Source organism: Pseudoalteromonas luteoviolacea, assembly GCF_001750165.1.
Taxonomy (GTDB): domain Bacteria; phylum Pseudomonadota; class Gammaproteobacteria; order Enterobacterales; family Alteromonadaceae; genus Pseudoalteromonas; species Pseudoalteromonas luteoviolacea_G.
This window is the reverse complement of record NZ_CP015411.1, coordinates 935,789-955,573: the sequence shown is the minus strand read 5'-3', so window position 1 is coordinate 955,573 and position 19,785 is coordinate 935,789. Positions and strand designations below refer to the sequence as shown.

The following is a 19,785-nucleotide window of genomic DNA, read 5'->3' as shown; positions in this document are numbered from 1 at the left end:
CTTTTTGCTAAGACACAGTGACTCTATATTACCTCAAAGCCACTGTGTTTCATCTATTTTTTAGCCTACTTTTACTGTTATTGCATTGTCTTGGTTTTGCTGCTTTCTCACAACACGTTTGGTTCTGTCAACGACATCACCTACTAATTGACCACAAGCAGCGTCAATATCATCACCACGTGTGCGTCGAACAATACAAGTTAGGCCCGCAGCTTGTAGCACTTTAGAAAAGCGATCGATTCGGCTATTGCTCGAACGACCGTACTCATTACCAGGGAACGGGTTGAATGGGATCAAATTAATTTTCGACGGTGTGCCCTTTAACACTTGCACCAACTCATGTGCATGATCTGTGCTGTCGTTCACCCCTTGCAACATCACGTACTCAATGGTGACATCTTTGTTTGCCTTTGAGCCATCAATATAGCGACGACATGCTGCTAGAAACTCTTCAATTGGGTACTTCTTATTGATTGGCACCAGTTCATCACGAAGAGGGTTATTAGGCGCATGAAGAGAAATCGCCAAAGCAACGTCAATTTTCTCTTTTAATATATCTAATGCAGGTACCACCCCTGATGTACTCAACGTGACTCGACGCTTAGACAAGCCAAACGCCCAGTCATCCATCATCAATTCCATCGCAGGTACAACGTTATTGATGTTTAGCAAGGGCTCACCCATGCCCATCATGACAACATTGGTAATGGGTCGCTTGGTGCTGTCGCCATCATGAAGGCCAATGTCGGTCGCAACACGCCACACCTGACCAATGATTTCAGACACTTTCAAGTTACGGTTGAAACCTTGTTGAGCAGTCGAACAGAAAGTACACTCTAGTGCACAGCCAACCTGTGAAGAAACACACAATGTAGCACGGTCTTTTTCAGGGATCCATACAGTCTCTACTTCCTGACCCCCCTCAAGAATCATTGCATATTTAATCGTGCCATCACTTGCAACCTGCTTTACTGAAATTTCAGGCGCTTTAATTTCGCACTGGCTTTGCAGTTTTGCTCTTAACTTTTTATTGATATTGCTCATATCATCAAAGTTATCGATACCAAAATGGTATATCCACTTCATCACCTGATCGGCGCGGAATGGCTTTTCGCCAAATGAAGCAAATAACTCGCGCATCCCCTCGCGGTTTAAATCTAATAGGTTAATTTTTTTCTCAGTCGTGGCCATGAAACAACCTCAGTTCAGGTGACGGATTGAACAACATAAATAAAAGCGCGCAATTGTACAAAAATCAATCAAACATCGCAATGATGTAATCGCTTTCAAAAACACCCCAATTGCTTTTCAAAACGATCAATACGTATTAAAGAGATTAAAAAAGGGCCCTAGAGCCCTTTTTCATCTGCTCAACTCGAAATTAACGAGTACGAGGGCAGATTTCTTCGTCGCTGAAGAAGTAAGCGATTTCGCGAGCAGCTGATTCAGTCGCGTCTGAACCGTGTACCGCGTTCTCGTCGATGCTGTCAGCGTAGTCAGCGCGTAAAGTACCAGCTAGTGCTTCTGCAGGGTTAGTAGCACCCATGATTTCACGGTTCTTGCGAACTGCGTCTTCACCTTCAAGAACCTGAACCATTACTGGGCCAGATGTCATGAACTCAACTAGTGCACCGAAGAAAGGACGCTCTTTGTGCTCTGCGTAGAAACCTTCAGCTTTCTCTTGAGAAAGGTGAACCATTTTAGAAGCAACGATCTTAAGACCAGCAGACTCGAAACGGTTATAGATTGCACCGATGTGGTTTTTAGCTACCGCATCAGGCTTAACGATTGAAAAAGTACGCTCTAAAGCCATCTTTTTAGCTCCAATAATAATTGTTGATATTTACGGGCGCGAATTATACGCGCTTTAGACGTAAAAGCCCACACCCTTGTTAAAATACACTGTGTATTGCTCTGAATTAAACCTGATCTACGTCAAAATCTCCTATACCAATCTCCCTTATACTGCGCCGCTTTTTAATTTCCCCAGCAGCTGGCTTGTAACCAGTTCAATGTATGAGGTCTAGACATGTTTGTACCAGAGCTACTTTCACCCGCAGGCAGTTTAAAGAATATGCGTTACGCTTTTGCGTATGGCGCAGATGCGGTATATGCCGGACAGCCAAGATACAGTTTGCGTGTGCGCAACAATGAATTTGATTTAGCGAACCTTGAGATCGGCATAAATGAAGCCCACCAGCAAAACAAAAAGCTCTATGTGGTGTCGAATATTGCGCCGCACAATAGCAAGGTAAAAACCTATTTAAGGGATATTGAGCCCGTTATCGCAATGAAACCAGATGCGTTGATCATGTCAGATCCTGGTCTAATTATGCTCGTACGTGAAAAATGGCCTGATATGCCCATTCACCTCTCAGTGCAAGCCAATGCTGTAAATTATGCCTCTGTGCAGTTTTGGGCAAATCAAGGGATTGAGCGCGTCATTTTATCTCGAGAGCTTTCGCTCGAAGAAATCGCAGAAATACGCTCATTGTGCCCACAAACAGAGTTAGAGGTCTTTGTCCATGGCGCTCTGTGTATGGCGTATTCTGGCCGCTGCTTACTATCAGGTTATATTAATAAACGCGATCCAAACCAAGGAACTTGCACCAATGCGTGCCGCTGGGGATACGATGCCAAACCAGGGCAAGAAACTGAATTAGGTGATGTCGTCCATAAAGTAGATCCAAACGCAGTGATCCCAACGCTTGGCGAAGGTCAGCCCACTGATCAGGTATTCATGTTAGAAGAGCAAGGCCGCCCAGGTGAGTATATGCCTGCATTTGAAGATGAGCACGGCACTTACATTATGAATTCAAAAGATCTACGTGCTGTACAATATGTTGAGCAACTCACCCAAATGGGCGTGCACAGTTTAAAAATTGAAGGCAGAACAAAGTCATTCTATTACGTTGCACGAACTGCTCAAGTATACCGCAAAGCCATTGATGATGCCGTTGCAGGTAAACCTTTTGACCCGAGCCTCATGCGCACGTTAGAAAACCTTGCTCATCGCGGTTATACCGAAGGTTTCTTAAAACGTCACGCGCATCAAGATTATCAAAACTATGAATATGGTCACTCGATTTCTGACAAGCAGCAATTTGTCGGCGAAATCTTAGGCCGAAATAATAATGGCTTGGTCGACATTGATGTGAAAAACAAATTCTGTACTGGCCACAGCTTAGAGCTCATGACGCCACAAGGGAATATTGCCTTTAACCTAGAGCATATGGAAAACAAAAAAGGTGAAACCATCATAGATGCCAAAGGCTCTGGACATATAGTGCAAATTCCGTTGCCAGAAGACATCAACTTAGACCATGCTATTTTAATGCGTAATTTGGGCACCGACGAAGACACGCGCAACCCATTTAAAAAGGCATAAATATGGCGCTGCTCATTACCAGCAAATGCATCAACTGTGATATGTGCGACCCTGAATGTCCAAACCAAGCAATTTACATGGGCAGTAAAGTCTATGAAATAGACCCCGATAAATGTACAGAATGCGTCGGGCATTACGACCAGCCAACGTGTGTCAGCGTTTGCCCCATAGATTGCATTAAGCCAGACCCCAACCACTTGGAAAGCCTAGATACCCTAGCGGACAAGTATCTTCGCCTAACCGGTCAATTAGATCAGTAATCTTTTTGTTGGCAAACACCATTATTCCAGATGGTGTTTGCCCACTGCGCCAAGCCATTATTGCGACATCCTTAATTATCCTCTCAATTTGTACTTTTTATTATACAAACGCCCTCATTTAGTGCTTAAGCTCTTATTTTACAATTTTATTACTTCTCGATATATACATAAAAGCAGTACAAAAAACAATCAAGAGGATACAACATGAAATCACCTATTAATAAAATGGCCGCAGTGCTCCCTGCACTCTTATTCACCTCAATATCAGCACATTCAGAGGGACAGCATCTTGATATCACGCCCTTCAACTTTAACCAGCAAACATTAGAACAACTGGCCATCAACCCACTTATTCAAGTAGATGAAACACAATTTATTTTTACCAATGAATTAGTAAATGAAGACTGGAGCGCTTTTCTTTACAGCGAAGCGCCGCATCTAATTGAGTACCAAGAAGCACTGTTACACTGGGCTGGATACACCAGCATCAACCCCAAGCTACTGCTCGCCCTCATGGAGCATGCAAGTCAGCTCATCAGTGCACCAAATCAAAAGTCTTTTTTGAAGCCATTCAATAATTGGTCTGAAAAAACGGGGTTTTCACAACAACTCAAAGATGTGGCATTGCAACTGAACCAGCGTTTCTATGCCTTTGAGGAACATGCAGCTCATCACAATACAGTCAAGAGTAACGCAGCTACGGTCGCACTTTCGAGCTTGTTAGGCAGTCCACAAGCACTGGCATCCTTTGCATCTAAATATAAATTATTAGTTTCAAGAAATTTATTCTCACCCAAAAAAACACACTTCACATCTACCAACAATGTACCTAACAATAACTTTTCAATGAACTTGCCATGGCCTTCTGGCTATTCTTGGACTAGTGGCGGGGCACACTCAAATACAGGCTCTGGTTATCCTTACTCATCGTTAGATTTTAACAATGGTTCTGGTGGATGGGGCTCCAATACCCCTTGGGTGCAAGCTTCTCATGAAGGCAGAGTCACCCGCTATTCCGCTTGTAACATCCGCGTAACGCACCCTAGTGGATACGCAACTCAGTACTACCACATGGATAATTTACAATACAGCTCGGGTGATTATGTCTCAGCAGGTGCTTGGCTTGGACGCTATGCCAACAACCGAAACATGGCGCTTTGCCAAGGCGGTCAATCTAGTGGACCACATGTACACTTTTCACTTTTGTATAACGGTAGGTTTGTTTCATTACATAACGCCTATATTAGTGGCTACAGGATTGACGTAGGTAATTCAAATTATGACGATAACTGCTACCGTTTCTATTTTGAGAAAAACGGTTACAGAACGTGTGCTTGGTCAAGGCTATACCATTAAACTCATACACCGATTAAGCTTTTTTTGGGCCGCAAATATATGCGGCCTTGTGATACTTTTAGTCCAAATAGCAGTGCCGAGTTTATTGCCCTGCCCCATCATAATTGAATAATACTTTATAACTAACCAATGATACTATTAAAATAAATTGAAAATTAAAGCTAAACTTATTGTGAAAAATATGTATATTTAAGGTAATGGGAACAATAAGAGGTCGTCGCATAATATGAAAGCGATTCAAGCTAGCAACAAGGAAGTTAGTCTATTTGTTTTAACTCACAATCAAACCGACACACAAGACATTGAATTTGTGAGATTTGTAAAAATTCTCGAGGCAACCTGCAGCCAAATTAAAATAGATACACGCTTGCCTGACATCACAGCGCGTGATCAATTCAATCTATATTTAGTCGATATAAGTCATCGCGAATGCAAAGATTTACTTAGTGCAGAGGTCAGTGCATTAGCAGCTCAACAAAACGTATTACTATTTAATGCGCAACCCAACTTAGTCAATGAACAAACCGCACTTTTGGCCCGAATAAAAGGCGTTATATATCAAAACACTTCTGCTGAAAATATTTTTAAAGGGATCCAACGCGTACTCAACGGCGAGTTATGGTTTTGCCGTACTTCAATATCACAAGCATTTGATGAATTGATCCAACAATTGCCCAACATATCACGCCCTCAGCCTCTGGATGTTCAGGATACTGAACTTGCATTGCTCACAGCGAGAGAAAAGTCTGTCATTAAACTCCTTGCCAGTGGTGCAAAAAATGACGATATTGCTGACTCTTTAAATATCAGCAGCCACACAGTTAAAACTCATATTTACAGCGCTTTCAAAAAAACCAACTCAAGAAATCGTATTGAGTTGGCTAATTGGGCACAAAAGCATATTCCACTCAACTCCGTGCCTGTATCGCTGCACCGTCATTAAGGTTAACTTGCTGGGCTGCTACTTGCTCTTTAGCTGCCCACACGCCTTTCTCTATACCTTGTGTAACTAACATCGTGAGTGCTTTTTCAATCGCCTGTGTAACACAAATATGCATTGGTTCGTTTTCACTAAAACCTGCTTCTGCTTCAGCAAGGCGCTTGTAACTCACATAACGGAAAAAACCGGCTCTCATTTCCATGGAAAGGACCGTTTTGGTAGTTGCCACAGACAGCAGTACTTGCCCTGTTCGAACATCGACCGCACGCATATAAATAGAAATCACATCTTCTCTATATAATTCTGACGCGCCAATGCCAAAATACTCCATGCCAAGACCCCCAGTTTTAACATTAGAGTCATAACTGATGATCCCACCTTCGAAAATGATTTTTGCCATGGTCAAAGGGGGTAACTTCGACGATTTCTTTTGTTCATCGCTCATTGCAGCTCGGGTAATCTTGCGCTCTGTTAATAAATTTTGTAATCCCTCTCGTTCGACGGGGATAAACCAATCAGTCTCATGCAAAGCTTGGATTAATATAGAATTTGCTCCCTGCGTGACTGCTGTCGAAAAAGAGCTGACATTATCTTTCGGCTTATATTGACCAGTTTGATCTCGAAATGAATATACCGCAACTGGGATCTTGCCAATTGGTTCAGGAAGCGCTTTTAGAGATGAAAATTCATGGCTTTGCTCAAGTGGCTCAGGCAAGCTTTGCTCTGGTGGCAGTACAGCACCAATACGACTACATCCGCCTAATAATACTAACAACCATAATACGACTACTTTAAACATTAACCAAACCTCGGTACTTCAATGATGGTAGTATCTCCATTATCAATATGCTTGATCTGTACTGTGATGGAGTCTGGTGTACTGGTGATCACCTGAATTTCATAGTCACCACTGGTAAAAGTTGAATCTTCATTAAAAATGCTGTCTTCTACATCATCGCCAAATGCCATATCAGATATTTCTCTCACCATCCGATTGAGGTAGGTGCGCTCTAATGACTCTTGAAACCGCTCCCCATAAGATTTTTCAATGATTGGCGCCCTATGTTTATTTTGTGCATTGGCTTTATTAAGCAGCATACTGGCGTTTAATGGGTTACCACCAAATGAGGGGTTGATGGGCTTATATACAATTTCAGTTGCAGATGCACTCAACATGAAAAAAGATAAATAGGCTAATATTATTGTTTTCATTACTACCATCCACTTTCAGCTAAATCTGGAGATCGTTGCTGATAACGGTCACTGGCCATCGCATCCATTACTGCAAATAATGCCGCCTCAACTCGCTCATCCATTGGACCTCCTCGACGCCCCATTGCAGTGCTATAAACTAAACGGCGATTCATACGCACATCTAGTCTCGTGCCTGCTCGGGGTAATACAGTTTCTTTAATTGTGATATTTACACCTGAAGTATTCGGTACTTCACGCCAAAGCTGCGAAAAGTCATAGTAAAACTGGTATCCAAAGCGGCTGATACTTTGGTCCATAACAAGACCACCTAATTCAACTTCGCCATGATCAGAGGGCGTTTTTGCAACAGCGTGGCTATGTAAAACCAGCAATATCATCAAGCAAAATATATACTTCATCGTAATAAGGGGGCTAAGCCCCCTCCTGTTATTGCTGCGTAATCGTCGCAACGTTGTTGTCACCAATCTGTGTAATATGCAAGGTTTGAGCGTTGCCAGAAACACCACCCTCAACTAAGTTGCCATTACCAGTCTGGCTAATAGAGACCACGTTGTCATTGCCCGCGACGACAAAGCCACCAGACTCAATACCTGCCACAAAGTTATTGCTACCATCTTGAGCTAAATCGATTGAATTATTGCTGCCTTCAAGCAATAAATCGATGACGTTTAACTCACCAGCTTGTGCGATATCAATTTGATTATCAGAACTTGCAACGACATATCCCATTGTGACAGCGGCGCTATTACCCATATCATTTTGCACAACTGAAATGTCATTATTGTTTGACTCTATACTTGGATCTGGCTCAGAAGTTTGTAGTAAGAATTCATTTTGAAAACCATTTTGAACCAAATCTACATCGTTATCATCACTATTAAAAAGTGCAACATGCGCATTGTTTTCTTCACCAAGTTGCATTGCTGTGACTTCATTATTGTCGCCCGCTAAACCAACATAAACCGAGTTTAAGCCAGAGTCTTGATTAACCGCTTGCTGTGCAACTGTTACAGCGTTGTTATCACCTTGAATGTCAACAGCAACTGATGAATCATCACCCTTTTGAGTCACAGTCACATCATTATCACTACCCTGAAAAATACCACTTTCAAACTCGATTCTGCTGCCTTCTTGATCAACTCGGAGATCGTTATCACTCCCTATGATGCCTGCAATTCTGATAGCACTTTCACTACCTTCACTCATCTCCAGGTCGATATCATTGTCATCCCCTGCGAGCTGTGAAATCTCAACTCGATGCTCATCGCCAATTTGAGATACTTCGATGTCGTTATCATTGCCAGCAACCGTTTCCAGCGTAACCGTGCTATAGATACCGTTTTGATCTACCGAGAATGCATTCTGATCACCATTAACATCGTTTAGGTGTACTTCATGCCACTGACCCGACTGTGTACCTGTAACCGTGTTTTGGTTACCCTGCATATTTTTATTGTAAAACCAGTGACCACCTGTGCTTTGAGAAACTCGCACATCATTCTCATCACCATTGATAACGTTTTCGACTTCGTTATTGATGCCAAAGTAACCTTCACCGCTCTGAGCAATAGCAACTTGGTTACTATTACCCGTAATTACGGTCTCTGCACCATGAGAGTCGCCTTCTTGCGCATAGCTTTGAATATTGCTATCCCCTGTTGTGGTAACTACGATTGCGTGGCTCGTACCAGTTTGGTTTGTGGTTGTTTCATTAAAGCTGCCTGTCGTTGTAACATCAGCTTGGTTACTTGTACCTTCTTGAAAGCTTGTTAGTGTATTACCACCTACAGATGAATTCTGAGTAACGGTTAATGAGTTCCCCGTCGTCAAACCTCTTTCTATCTGACTTAAGTTAGAAGTAGATTGAACTTTATTGGTCTGCTCAATGTTTTGAGCAGCAACTGATTGAGTGAAAGCCAAAGCAAGCGCACAGCTAATGATTGATTTAGAAAACTTCACACTTTTCTCCTTAGTGTTTAAGCATTTTAATTTTAAATTAGTACCTATATAGCTGCAGCTTTATTCAAATTAACACTGAGTAAACCCATCGTTGCCAAGACAGATAAACTCAAATTTAAATAAAGAACACACAAGAAAAAAGGTACATAAAAACCAAGTTTATTTATTCCTCAAACAACACAAATTGAGAATAAATCATGATGCGTCCTGTTCTTATTTAGAAGTTCTTTAATTATTGTTTAGTCACTTTTTGATCTACTTCAGTAATTACTTTTACTACACTCGGTAGACTTTGAAGTGAGTCACGTATTCACTCTAATTTGCAATTTAATGAAGATAAATGAGAAATTTTATTGAATAATTAAATTCATATTTATCATCACCTTATCAATCAGCTGCTCGGTAAATCATATTTAATCTCTATCGTATACAAAAAAAGTATGAGTAATAAAATCGCATATAAATTGATTCCCCCTCTTGAAACAATACAAAAAAAGCATGAGGGAAACCGGTTAAACACATCAAAAGGTCACAAAATAATATGAAATTCATGCTGTGAACTAATTTCAATTTGATGTCGGGTCTCTCTCTATACTAAGTTGATAACCGTTGCCAAAACGATGCCGTCATCAGTTCTAAAATAGAAGCTCTAATAAATTAGCAGTCGTGCGTATATGCACAACTTCTAAAGACTTAGAACAACTAATATTGGAAGAATGATGAAAACTAAACTTACAGCTTTAACTCTGGCGCTCACGCCTTTGCTCGCTTTTACTTCTCATGCGGCAGTACAAATTCAATCTACAACAAAAACTGTTGATAACAGTGTACTGGTTGTGTTCAAAGACAATGCTAGCGTAGCCATGCGAGCACAAGCTCGCCAACTGGTAAAAGCACGTATCTCAGACAATAATGCTGACGAAAAAGATGACAATTACAATCATATTTTAAAAGGCCGCTTAGCTAAATTTGATCTCAGTGCAGTATCGCCAAAAGAAGCCATTAAGTTACTTGAAGACCATCCCGCAGTTGCTTATGTAGAGCCAAACTATATGGTCCAAGCTCTGGCAATTCCAGATGACAGCCTGTTTGATCAGCTATGGGGCCTAAACAATACCGGACAAACTGGTGGTACAAACGATGCAGACATCAATGCGCCTGAAGCATGGGATATTAGTGTCGGTTCTCGTGATGTAATTGTCGGGGTTATTGATACTGGTGTTGACTATACACACCAAGACCTAAGCGCAAATATGTGGATAAACCCTGGCGAAATCGCAGGCGATGGGGTCGATAATGATGGTAACGGGTATGTCGATGACGTGTATGGTATCAATGCCATTACTGACAGCGGCGACCCAATGGATGACCAAGGTCACGGTACACACGTATCGGGGACGATTGGCGCAACAGGCAACAATACAACAGGGGTTGTCGGTGTTAACCACGAAGTCTCTATTGTCGGTTGTAAATTCTTGAACTCTTCAGGCAGTGGTTCAACATCTGATGCAATCAAATGTATTGATTACATGGTCGGTTTAAAGAATTCAGGCCACAATGTCAGTATCTTAAATAACAGCTGGGGCGGCGGCGGCTTTAGCCAAGCATTATATGACTCAATCACCGCCAGTGAACAAGCTGGTATCTTATTTGTCGCAGCAGCTGGTAACAGTGCTAGAGACAATGACGTATCACCTGGCTACCCGTCAAGCTATGACCATGACAGCATTCTTGCGGTTGCTTCGACAACTCACACAGATAATATGTCTTCATTCTCGCAATGGGGCCTTCAGTCTGTGGATTTAGGTGCACCAGGTAGTGATATACTATCGACTGTACCTGGTGGCGGATACTCTTCGTATTCTGGTACATCCATGGCCACACCTCATGTCGCTGGTGCCGCAGCTTTAGCGTTAGCAGTTAACCCTAGTCTAACGACACTTGAACTTAAAAACCTATTAATGCAATCAGGTAAGCCTATTGCTGACTTAGAAGGTAAAACAGTATCTGGTAAACGTCTAGACGTACATCAAGCGCTTATTGACGCAGATCCAGAGCCTGGTTTTAGAGTCATTGCTTCACCCGTTGCACAAGAAATCACAGCTGGTGATACTGCAAACTACGAGTTAACATTCAGCTCTATTGCAAACTGGCAAGGTGAGATTGCCTTGACGGCAGCAGGCGATTTAAATGGCGTAACACTCTCAAAAACAACGGTTACACCGGGTGAGACTGCAATACTGAGCGTGCCAACCACTGCAGAAACACAATGGGGCGCTTATAACTTCACAGTAAACGCCACATCAGGTCAGCTTAGCCAACAGAAACAGGTAGCGCTTTCAGTACTTCCGCAAGGTCTGCGCGACTTTACCTATGAGAATACAACGAGTGTTGATATCCCTGACAATGCAGCAGAAGGAGCGATATCGAAAATCAATATTGTCGATCCCATCACTATCTTCGGTTCAAGCACCGCATTGAATATCAACCACTCCTATATTGGTGACCTATTAGTTACACTTACATCACCAAGTGGTACCGTTGCAACACTGCACAATCGCAGCGGTGGTGGTACAGATGATATCGTCGGTAATTTCGCCTCTGACGCCTTCAATGGTGAGGTAGCGACGGGTGAGTGGACTTTAAAAGTCGTAGATAATGCAGCGGTTGATACAGGTACGTTAAATAACTGGTCAGTGACTTTAACTGGTGTAGGTGAAGTATCAGATCAACCCCCTGTCGCTGGTTTCAATTTCTCACGTGACGGACTAGATGTCACATTCACAAATACCAGTACAGATGTGAATGATGATATTGTGAGTGCAGCTTGGGATTTTGGTGACGGCAACACAAGCGACCAGCTAAACCCTTTACATACTTTTGCAGCATCTGGTGATTACGATGTTACATTAACTGTTACTGACAGTAAGGGCCACACGCATAGTATCACTCAAACAGTGTCTGTTAGCTCAGATAGCCCACAACTTGAAGTCGTCAGAGCAAATAAAACACGATTAGGGTCAATTCGTGTTGAATTGCGTTGGAGTGGTTCAAACGCAGATCAAGTCTCTATTTATCGTGATGGGGAAATAATCAAAACGGTGAATAACACTGGTAAGTTCCGTGATTACTCACGTAATGCAGCTGCAACCAGTTATACCTATAAGTTATGCCAAGCAGGTGATATATGTTCTCCTGAAGTTACCGTTAACTTTCAATAACCCAAAAATAGGGGCCTCCTAGCGCCCCATCTGCTGCACGGTTATTTTGGCCGTGCAGATTTAAACACCTCACCTAGACTTGCAAACTCAGCACCGCCTAACCGCGCTAATGGGTCAAGTTTTAATGCATCCATTTTACTGCGACCTTTATCATCAAGCTGTACAATATTATCGTCAATATAAGCGTGCTTTACTTCTACAAAGACTAACTTCATTGGCAGCTCACCCATTTCTACCACCTTATGCAGCTTACAAGCGAATGCAACTTTGGCTTTTTCTAACCTTGGTAATGACGACCCTGGAAATTCAACTAAAGATAAATCAAGTAGGTCAAGTTCAGACTCATCATTGGGTAGTGAAGCCGCTGATTGCGTTACTTCATGCGCTAGAGTGCTGTCCGCAATATGGATCACTAACTCCTCTGTCGCCTCAACATTAATGACGGAGTCTTTATATTCACCAGTAGGCTTTTGACCAACTGCATACATAAGTATGGCTGGGTCTGAACTAATCGCAGTAAAATAAGAGAAAGGCGCCAAATTAAGTGTGCCCTTTGCTGTTTTTGATAATACCCAAGCGATTGGTCTAGGCACGACAGTTTGAGTCAATGTATGGTAAACATGATTTGGAGATAATTCCTTAAAATCTAAAATCATTATTATCGCCTTAAATTAAATAGCAGATGTGAGTGAATACGAATTGTACATGAAAATAAATGGCGCTCATGGAAAAGTATAAACTTAATCGTGAACATCTATTGTGCCCTGCCTGCCCAAAACGCCTTTAAATAACTCAACTCCCATAACTAAAATAAATGTAAAACCAATATTAAGTGAGTCAAAAAAGTCAAAAGCCGTTTTATCAAAAATACGGCTTTTAATACCTGTATGCCAATTAGCTAAATTACGACATCATATCCACTGCGCAAAGCGACCACTCAATTCAAACCCCCAAAGTAATCCCGCAGTGCCTCCAATGACGCCAAAGCCCCAACCTAACATCCCAAATTTATTTTGCTTTGAGAGTTGTTTATACGCAATATCATCATCTTGTGCCTGCTTCATGATCCGCAGCTTATTTGCTGCAGCCATGGTCACAGTAAACCGAGTCACGCCAATCAATAAAAATAAATAGCTCAAGGTAGGAAATAGCCAACCTGCACTAAATTGATAAGCCAGCACCATCAGCAGAGCACTGACAATGATCCATGCATTGGTTACCCTTCGGGCACGATGTAGCCTTGCAATCTCGTCTGGGTCATCAAAGTATTTAAGTGCTCTCTTTGCTCCTATATCATTGGCAAGTAGTGCCATCATTCCACCAGCCGCGGCCCCACCGAGAATACTCACAAGCTTCCATAGCCATGATGCTTGAGATTGTGTCGCAGCACTGAACGTCGCCGCTGCCACTGGTGTGGAGGTCACAGTAATGGATAAAACCAATGATGACAGCCCAACTGGCGCTGTCGCTAAAATTAGCTTGCCATAGTTCGCCATCATTTGACTTTTAAGCTGGGTACGAACGCGCTCTAAACGCTTTCTCAGCGCGCTTTCACTTATCCCCAATAAGGTACTCACATGCGCTGTACTCTGGCCTTCTCGATAATAAAGTAACACAGCCTCTTTACTCTCATCAGGTAACTTCTCTAAGAAATGGTACAGCAGCGCTGATTGCTGCTTCTTAATCAGCATATCATCTAACTCATTTGCCCCATCAACTATTTGTTGTAGCACTAGATCAGCCTGCGCAGAACTCACCTGTTTATGTGATACAGCCCCTTGATCACGAAGGTGGTTGATGGCGGTGTAACGTGTTAACTGTCTTATCCAAGGTAAAATGCTGGCGTTACTCTTTAACTCTCCCAGCTTGTGCCATGCCTTAATAAACACCTTTTGACTGACATCTTCACTGTGCGCCACATCTTTAGTGATTGCCAATGCAATACTACTCACCACGCCAGATAGCCGCGTAACCAAAGCAGAAAATGCTTTTTTATCACCCGCTTTTGCACTCTCAACCAATTGAATAAGTTGACTTTCAATATCCATCGCTTTTTCTCCTTCCCTTTAACGGTAAAACCGCTAAACATACCATCGACTTTATCATATCTTTTCCTTCTCACGTGTCGTTATAAACACAGTCACGTTGAGCAAGAAATCTGTGACAGCAGACGGCATATTATTTTTAAATATTTAGTAGTTCGTTGAATAAGGTAAGACTTTAAGACCAACTCACAGCAGAGATGATGGCTTAGCTGGACACAGGATCACGAAGCTCGTTCCCTGCTTTTGCTGTGTTTTCAATTCAATTTTGCCAGCAAACTCATTTTTGATGATGTTATACACTCGAGATAAGCCAAGTCCACTACTGCCTGCTCCGAGCGCCTGAGCTGCAAACGGTATAAAAATATGGCTGGCCATAGCAGACTCAATACCACACCCATTGTCACTATAATTCAGCTGCACAAGCTGTTCTTCATTTGCTTTAAGCTGAGCTGATATCTCTATACAGCCCCCACAAGATGAAGCAAAACCATATTTGATTGAGTTATCTATCAACTTACTTAACACTTCATCCATGGCTTCAGCTGGACCATATAAAGTAATTGCAGGATCAACATTCAAGCTGTATTCAATCTTGTTTAATGCAAATTGCCGAGTATATTTCTCAATAATTTGACGACATAGTTCAGCTAATGAAAACGCAGTACGCTCAGTATCAAACTCATGTCGATAACCTAAACTCTGAAATTTTTCGCTCAATCCAAGTAATTTTTCCAAACTCGTATGGTTTGAGTGTAAACTTTGCTCAATCACACCCAGTGTATTTATCAGCTCAGACTTTTTGAGTTGCCCATTTTGTATCATTTTCTGCAAACTTTCTAACTTTGAGCAGATCACAGATTCTGCTGTAGCAATATTGCCAAGCGGCGTATTAATCTCATGCGCCATACCTACAACCATACTGGTCATTGAAGCCATTTTTTCTGCCTCTACCAGTTCATTCTGTGTTTGCTGCAATACCTGCAATGAGTTTTGTAACTTGTCTGTTTTATCTGTGAGCGCTTGATTGGCCACCTGCAACTCTTTGGTTTTTAGAGCAACCTTTTCATCGAGCGTCATATTGGATATTTGTAATTTCTGCTCAGTTTCCTTTAATTCCGTAATATCGGTGATCACACCTTCAATACTCTCTTTGTCTTCACTGTAGCCACCACGCTCAATCATCCAACGGATCCCATCAACACGATGGATGATTCGATAAATCACTTTAAAACGCCCCGTTGACTCAAGCTCATCTTGAATAACCTGCCACACCATACCTTGATCATCTGGATAAATGATGTCCGCAAATGCCAAGGCTTTATTTTGAATAAAATCATCTGCCTGATACCCTGTCGCCGAGCCAATGGCGCCATTTAAATACATCATGGTCCAATATTTATCATTCTTACAACGGTATACTATTGACGGAATTCGATCGACTAAGGTTTCATAACGCAACTTTTCCTGCGCTAAAGTATGTGAGATGTCTTTGAGGTGCTTAACATAGGCTTTATTTTTGCGATGAAAATAGGCAAACAATAAAGTTAAAATAATCACTTCAGCAGCAATGCTAATAAATGCCATAGTTTGCAGTGCAGTAAACGCTTGTTCAATTTTTTGTATAGCCGGTTGCAATGGCATTGACGTCATTAAAACCCAACCTTGAGATTTAATTACAGAGATGGTAAAGAGCCGTGACTGATAAGCAAAATACGATTCATCATGCGACCAAAGTTTTTGGTACGCTTCATACCAAATGCCATGCTCTAAAATCTGAAAGTTCATTTGCGTATCAGCATTCAGTAAATTTGCCATATCAGAGGCAACAATGTCACTTTGCTCATTCAGCAAAATAAACGCACTCTGAGGATCTCCTTTTAACAACTTCGCGTTATCCAATAGGCTTTGCAATGTAATGTCATGACCAACATTTCCTTGCCATTTACCATTAAGATACACAGGTGTTACCGCCGAGAGCATTAATAACCCAGAGATAGGATCTTCGATTAAGGGCGTCCAATAAGTACCTGGTGCCACGTCTGGCACCAACCAAGGAGTCCCTTTATAACTAAACCCATCAGGGGCTTTAAATACAAAGTTAGGTTCTTCAGGCCAATAGATAACTATGCCGCCCGATGGGCCCATAAACCAGGTATCTGAAAACTGATTTGACAGAGCCCCTTGACCAAATGTTTCCACCGTTTGCTTGGCCGTTAAAAGCTGTTCTGAATGGAGTGTTGAAAGCGCTGTACCGGGGGGGAGATAAATACCCGCTTGATGCTGCCCATCAAAGCCACTTGGTCGTGTTCGCAGTGAACCATCAGGGTGAGGTTGAATCAGTGCAGATAATTGTGCCTTAGTATTGGAGTCACCTTGCTTAAGGCGAGCTTGCAGCGCTTTGCCTAATCTCTCAGATGAGTTTGACGCATATTGCAGCCTTTGTTCAATTTGCTCTGCAATTACTTCTGTTTGCCATGCACGCTGCTCTTTTATTTCAAAAAGCGCATTGTCTATCAATTTAGACTGCTCTAACATACTAAAGTAAAGCAAGATAGCTAATACCAATACTGCAGAAATGGCAGGAACAAACCAAGGAGTAGTGCGATACTTTACGCGCATAAGGACTCAGTCATCCGAGTGTCAAACATAGCGACCCCATTCAGCTGGCAACGACTCATAACCTATCAACCACTTATGCATTTATATAATCATTGACAAAAATACTAAATTTTCAAATTAATCATGTAATGTCGAAAGGGGCATGCCTGATGAAAAAGCCATGTTTAAGAGCGCCACAGCAGACCTAGTTAATGGCAGACAATATTGAGAGAACAAAAACTTAGAAGAGTAAACGCCATATCTAGCTTTTCTAGGCCATGGCGTCATTTAATGGCAACAATACAAAACAATTTTTATATTTTATCGCTTTATTTCAATGTCAGCTGATGAATGGTCATTGTCGCGCTACCGCCAGCACGATCTGTCAAATCAGGCACAAAGTACAATGCAGATACCGAGGCATTAATGATCCCTTTGTCCTTAGACCAATGAGGCGTCCAATCGGGTCTAGTGAAATCAGACAAAGTAACCTCTCTCGTCAGTGGCTGCATTGCTTGCGGTAAAATGACTTGATAATGAGCATAACTCTTATCTCCGGCACCGCCGTATTCTTTTTGCGACAACTTGATCACCAGGGGGTTATCACTTTGGTAGGTCACTTCAATGCGCGACAAACCATTTAAGTTGCCTTGGGGAATATCATAAATCAATTCTACCCAAGAGTTATTTTGTTTATCGACTCTGGGGACACGATCAAACCCTATTTTGACACGGTTTTCTTGTACAAGTGGTTCCGTCAAAATAACCTGACTGCCATGTGGATCAGTGGCATAACGCCAGTTTTTTGCATCGAACGAAGGGGGCGTTTGCACACTACTGCACCCCACGAGTAATAAACCACTGAAAAAAGAAATGGCGCGCATTATGCTCTCCTTATGAATAAACGCGCTGATGATAATTCAGACAGTATTTTTTTACAGGAAATTGCGGCTATTCACAATATCACGCCGATCAATGACCAGCTTGACCCCTTAGTTGCCACGCGCGACCGCAACTAATTGCTCACGAAACCATTTAATAACCTGCTCATCTTTATTTTTTATATGCCAGTAGAGCCTCATAGCATAACTCTCCATGGGGACCGGTGTTTCAAATTGTGAGATTTGAAATTGCTGACTTATCGCATTAATAAACCTGCGCGGTGCAGTAAATATGGCATCGCTCTTTTCAACGATATAAGGGGCTGTTAAAAAATTCGCGACCTTGTATTGTACCGTGCGCGAAAGACCAAGTGCATTCAGCGCATCATCTACCATACCTCGGGTATCTTTACCCGTTCCAGCAAGTAGATGCGGAATGTGCCATGGCCCCGTAGCACTGCTATCTACATTGCCAAATGCCGCAGAAATTGAAGTGCAAATGAAACAAAGTAAAAATGCTCAACCCGCAAAAGGCTGGATCTATGCCGATTATCAAATGACCACATTCAGTAACTCTGAAGAAACCATGGCGACCAAGTACTACCTCGGTGACGATGAATTGCACTACTGGCCACAAGATGCCCTAACCAAAGCTGGAGGTAATTACTCACGCAGCGAGCAAGATTGGCACCCACATATTGTGGTCGACCGTGAACTGATCACAGGTCAAAACAATAAATCTGCTGTTGGCGTAGCTAAAACACTTCTCAAGCAAATTAACCAATAATCTCCTCTTTTAAAAAAAGCGTGCCGCGGCACGCTTTTGTTATTTCTGCCACGCCATTTTCCTGCGCCATTTTCATTCTTTTTGTCGCAGCCCCTTTTGCCAGTACTCGAATATCTACTTTACATTCTCCTGTCACAACCTAGCCCTAAGTCGCCCAAAACTAAATACCTGGATTAATTTCATTAATAGCACTCAACTCGATAATCTAATCGCAATTCAGCAGAAGCCTAATTTTGGAATAAAGATATGACACAATCTGTTTTAGTTACTGGTTCTAACAGTGGTTTTGGTTACCTGTTCGCAAATACCTTTGTACGCCACGGTTTTAAAGTTGTTGGCACTATGCGTGATCCACAAGGTCATAATGCTTCCATTGCCAACGAACTCAAATCTAACGGCATCATGGTTGTCGACATTGACGTCACCGATGATAACAGCGTCAATGAAGGCGTTGCGCTGGCCATCGAAAAAGCAGGGCACATCGACATTGTTATCAATAACGCGGGTGTCGGTACTCTCGGCTGGCAAGACAGTTTCGATATTGATGACTTTAAAAAAGTATTCGATATCAATGTATTTGGTGTACAGCGTATGACACGCGCTATTTTAGGACATATGAAGCAACGGGGTAGTGGCACTTTGCTCCAAGTTTCAAGTATTTTAGGCCAATTTGTCCTCCCCTTTTTAGGCTCATATAATGCCACCAAACATGCCGTTGAAGGGTTAGCTGAAAACTATCGCGTTGAACTGTCACAATTTGGTATTCAATCACTGATCGTACAACCGGGCGGATTTGGTACTGACTTTGGCGCAAACCTGCTGCGCTCAAGTGACCAAGCCGTCACAGTAAGTTATGGAGAATTTGCAGATGCGCCCGAAAAAATGTGGGCAGGTACAGAAGCTGGACACGATGCAGACAACGCGCCAAGTCCACAAATGGTCGCAGATGCAGTGTTGACCTTACTACAAACGCCAGCAACACAACGCCCATTTAGAACCACTGTCGATGGTACTGGACTTAACCCTGTGATCGAAGCCACTAACCAAGCAAGAGAAGCAGCTATGCAACATATTTACAAGCTGTATGACATGGCACATTTACTTGACTTAAAGCAAGGCTAGTTATTCTCACCAA

The 19,785-nt window shown here is 42.2% G+C and carries 19 protein-coding genes; 7 read left to right on the top strand and 12 right to left on the bottom strand.

The genetic code is table 11. The annotated features are described in order from the left end of the window. Positions 1-60 precede the first annotated feature (60 nt). Together S4054249_RS03990 and ndk are read right to left on the bottom strand one after the other, a co-directional pair. Positions 61-1,191, bottom strand: a complete 1,131-nt coding sequence (locus tag S4054249_RS03990) for a bifunctional tRNA (adenosine(37)-C2)-methyltransferase TrmG/ribosomal RNA large subunit methyltransferase RlmN (RefSeq protein ID WP_046356968.1) — start codon at positions 1,189-1,191, stop codon at positions 61-63. Between the two features lie 190 nt (positions 1,192-1,381). After that, a complete protein-coding gene (gene ndk, locus S4054249_RS03985) occupies positions 1,382-1,813 on the bottom strand; it encodes a nucleoside-diphosphate kinase (protein WP_023399882.1) in 432 nt (143 codons plus the stop codon). A gap of 216 nt (positions 1,814-2,029) precedes the next feature. Between ndk and yegQ the strand changes: the two genes are divergently transcribed. From yegQ to S4054249_RS03970, 4 genes are all read left to right on the top strand, one after another. Next, positions 2,030-3,388, top strand: coding sequence for a tRNA 5-hydroxyuridine modification protein YegQ (yegQ, locus tag S4054249_RS03980; RefSeq protein WP_046356969.1), 1,359 nt, complete (start codon positions 2,030-2,032; stop codon positions 3,386-3,388). Positions 3,389-3,390: 2 nt separating this feature from the next. Beyond that, entirely contained in the window at positions 3,391-3,648 is a 258-nt protein-coding gene (locus S4054249_RS25815; protein ID WP_046356970.1) for a YfhL family 4Fe-4S dicluster ferredoxin, read from the top strand. Between the two features lie 204 nt (positions 3,649-3,852). Next, a complete protein-coding gene (locus S4054249_RS03975) occupies positions 3,853-5,004 on the top strand; it encodes a M23 family metallopeptidase (protein WP_046356971.1) in 1,152 nt (383 codons plus the stop codon). A 226-nt stretch (positions 5,005-5,230) separates the two neighbouring features. Further along, positions 5,231-5,947: a response regulator transcription factor gene (locus S4054249_RS03970; protein WP_046356972.1), complete on the top strand. Its 717-nt coding sequence runs from the start codon at positions 5,231-5,233 to the stop codon at positions 5,945-5,947. On the opposite strand, the gene S4054249_RS03965 is transcribed toward S4054249_RS03970, so the two are convergent. Genes S4054249_RS03965 through S4054249_RS03950 form a run of 4 tightly spaced genes read right to left on the bottom strand, consistent with a single transcriptional unit; the run spans position 5,913 to position 9,118 of the window. Next, positions 5,913-6,743, bottom strand: coding sequence for a CsgG/HfaB family protein (locus S4054249_RS03965; RefSeq protein WP_046356973.1), 831 nt, complete (start codon positions 6,741-6,743; stop codon positions 5,913-5,915). The two genes, S4054249_RS03970 and S4054249_RS03965, sit on opposite strands and share 35 nt — an antisense overlap. Then, on the bottom strand, positions 6,743-7,165 hold the full coding sequence (locus S4054249_RS03960; RefSeq protein ID WP_046356974.1) for a curli assembly protein CsgF: 423 nt from the start codon (positions 7,163-7,165) through the stop codon (positions 6,743-6,745). The genes S4054249_RS03965 and S4054249_RS03960 overlap by 1 nt, the downstream gene beginning before the upstream one ends. Continuing rightward, positions 7,159-7,557, bottom strand: coding sequence for a curli production assembly/transport protein CsgE (locus tag S4054249_RS03955; RefSeq protein WP_259695859.1), 399 nt, complete (start codon positions 7,555-7,557; stop codon positions 7,159-7,161). Before S4054249_RS03955 ends, S4054249_RS03960 begins: the two co-directional genes overlap by 7 nt. Before the next feature lie 28 nt (positions 7,558-7,585). After that, positions 7,586-9,118, bottom strand: a complete 1,533-nt coding sequence (locus tag S4054249_RS03950) for a curlin (RefSeq protein ID WP_046356975.1) — start codon at positions 9,116-9,118, stop codon at positions 7,586-7,588. Between the two features lie 719 nt (positions 9,119-9,837). On the opposite strand from S4054249_RS03950, the gene S4054249_RS03945 reads away from it, so the two are divergent. Further along, on the top strand, positions 9,838-12,339 hold the full coding sequence (locus tag S4054249_RS03945; RefSeq protein WP_046356976.1) for a S8 family serine peptidase: 2,502 nt from the start codon (positions 9,838-9,840) through the stop codon (positions 12,337-12,339). Positions 12,340-12,380: 41 nt separating this feature from the next. On the opposite strand, the gene S4054249_RS03940 is transcribed toward S4054249_RS03945, so the two are convergent. The 5 genes from S4054249_RS03940 to S4054249_RS03920 all read right to left on the bottom strand — a co-directional run bounded on the left by S4054249_RS03940 (position 12,381) and on the right by S4054249_RS03920 (position 18,259). Continuing rightward, the gene (locus tag S4054249_RS03940; protein WP_046356977.1) at positions 12,381-12,995 is read right to left on the bottom strand and encodes a flavin reductase family protein; all 615 of its coding nucleotides are present in this window, start codon (positions 12,993-12,995) and stop codon (positions 12,381-12,383) included. A 255-nt stretch (positions 12,996-13,250) separates the two neighbouring features. Next, on the bottom strand, positions 13,251-14,387 hold the full coding sequence (locus tag S4054249_RS03935; protein ID WP_046356978.1) for an RNA polymerase sigma factor: 1,137 nt from the start codon (positions 14,385-14,387) through the stop codon (positions 13,251-13,253). Between the two features lie 183 nt (positions 14,388-14,570). Continuing rightward, positions 14,571-17,003, bottom strand: a complete 2,433-nt coding sequence (locus S4054249_RS03930; protein WP_046356979.1) for an ATP-binding protein — start codon at positions 17,001-17,003, stop codon at positions 14,571-14,573. Positions 17,004-17,311: 308 nt separating this feature from the next. Beyond that, positions 17,312-17,866 carry a hypothetical protein gene (locus S4054249_RS03925; RefSeq protein ID WP_046356980.1) on the bottom strand — a complete coding sequence of 185 codons (555 nt, stop codon included), beginning with the start codon at positions 17,864-17,866 and terminating at the stop codon, positions 17,312-17,314. A gap of 108 nt (positions 17,867-17,974) precedes the next feature. Continuing rightward, positions 17,975-18,259 (bottom strand): hypothetical protein, encoded by a 285-nt coding sequence (locus S4054249_RS03920; protein WP_046356981.1) that lies wholly within the window; start codon positions 18,257-18,259, stop codon positions 17,975-17,977. A gap of 103 nt (positions 18,260-18,362) precedes the next feature. Here S4054249_RS03920 and S4054249_RS03915 point away from each other — a divergent pair, with 103 nt between their 5' ends. Continuing rightward, positions 18,363-18,650, top strand: coding sequence for a hypothetical protein (locus tag S4054249_RS03915; RefSeq protein ID WP_235611266.1), 288 nt, complete (start codon positions 18,363-18,365; stop codon positions 18,648-18,650). On the opposite strand, the gene S4054249_RS26495 is transcribed toward S4054249_RS03915, so the two are convergent. Then, a complete protein-coding gene (locus tag S4054249_RS26495) occupies positions 18,640-18,786 on the bottom strand; it encodes a hypothetical protein (RefSeq protein ID WP_155401393.1) in 147 nt (48 codons plus the stop codon). The genes S4054249_RS03915 and S4054249_RS26495 overlap by 11 nt on opposite strands. 110 nt (positions 18,787-18,896) lie before the next feature. Here S4054249_RS26495 and S4054249_RS03910 point away from each other — a divergent pair, with 110 nt between their 5' ends. Beyond that, on the top strand, positions 18,897-19,772 hold the full coding sequence (locus tag S4054249_RS03910) for an SDR family oxidoreductase (protein WP_046356983.1): 876 nt from the start codon (positions 18,897-18,899) through the stop codon (positions 19,770-19,772). The last annotated feature ends 13 nt before the right edge of the window (positions 19,773-19,785 follow it).

Excerpts from the sequence above, each read along its gene's own strand:
- S4054249_RS03955 (WP_259695859.1), bottom strand. The coding sequence starts at position 7,557 with ATGAAGTATATATTTTGCTTGATGATATTGCTGGTTTTACATAGCCAC.
- ndk (WP_023399882.1), bottom strand. The coding sequence starts at position 1,813 with ATGGCTTTAGAGCGTACTTTTTCAATCGTTAAGCCTGATGCGGTAGCT.
- S4054249_RS03970 (WP_046356972.1), top strand. The coding sequence starts at position 5,231 with ATGAAAGCGATTCAAGCTAGCAACAAGGAAGTTAGTCTATTTGTTTTA.
- S4054249_RS03960 (WP_046356974.1), bottom strand. The coding sequence starts at position 7,165 with ATGGTAGTAATGAAAACAATAATATTAGCCTATTTATCTTTTTTCATG.
- S4054249_RS03915 (WP_235611266.1), top strand. The coding sequence starts at position 18,363 with ATGAAACAAAGTAAAAATGCTCAACCCGCAAAAGGCTGGATCTATGCC.
- S4054249_RS03920 (WP_046356981.1), bottom strand. The coding sequence starts at position 18,259 with ATGGTAGATGATGCGCTGAATGCACTTGGTCTTTCGCGCACGGTACAA.
- S4054249_RS03975 (WP_046356971.1), top strand. The coding sequence starts at position 3,853 with ATGAAATCACCTATTAATAAAATGGCCGCAGTGCTCCCTGCACTCTTA.
- S4054249_RS03990 (WP_046356968.1), bottom strand. The coding sequence starts at position 1,191 with ATGGCCACGACTGAGAAAAAAATTAACCTATTAGATTTAAACCGCGAG.
- S4054249_RS03940 (WP_046356977.1), bottom strand. The coding sequence starts at position 12,995 with ATGATTTTAGATTTTAAGGAATTATCTCCAAATCATGTTTACCATACA.
- S4054249_RS03910 (WP_046356983.1), top strand. The coding sequence starts at position 18,897 with ATGACACAATCTGTTTTAGTTACTGGTTCTAACAGTGGTTTTGGTTAC.
- S4054249_RS03925 (WP_046356980.1), bottom strand. The coding sequence starts at position 17,866 with ATGCGCGCCATTTCTTTTTTCAGTGGTTTATTACTCGTGGGGTGCAGT.
- S4054249_RS03930 (WP_046356979.1), bottom strand. The coding sequence starts at position 17,003 with ATGCGCGTAAAGTATCGCACTACTCCTTGGTTTGTTCCTGCCATTTCT.
- yegQ (WP_046356969.1), top strand. The coding sequence starts at position 2,030 with ATGTTTGTACCAGAGCTACTTTCACCCGCAGGCAGTTTAAAGAATATG.
- S4054249_RS03945 (WP_046356976.1), top strand. The coding sequence starts at position 9,838 with ATGAAAACTAAACTTACAGCTTTAACTCTGGCGCTCACGCCTTTGCTC.
- S4054249_RS03965 (WP_046356973.1), bottom strand. The coding sequence starts at position 6,743 with ATGTTTAAAGTAGTCGTATTATGGTTGTTAGTATTATTAGGCGGATGT.
- S4054249_RS03935 (WP_046356978.1), bottom strand. The coding sequence starts at position 14,387 with ATGGATATTGAAAGTCAACTTATTCAATTGGTTGAGAGTGCAAAAGCG.
- S4054249_RS25815 (WP_046356970.1), top strand. The coding sequence starts at position 3,391 with ATGGCGCTGCTCATTACCAGCAAATGCATCAACTGTGATATGTGCGAC.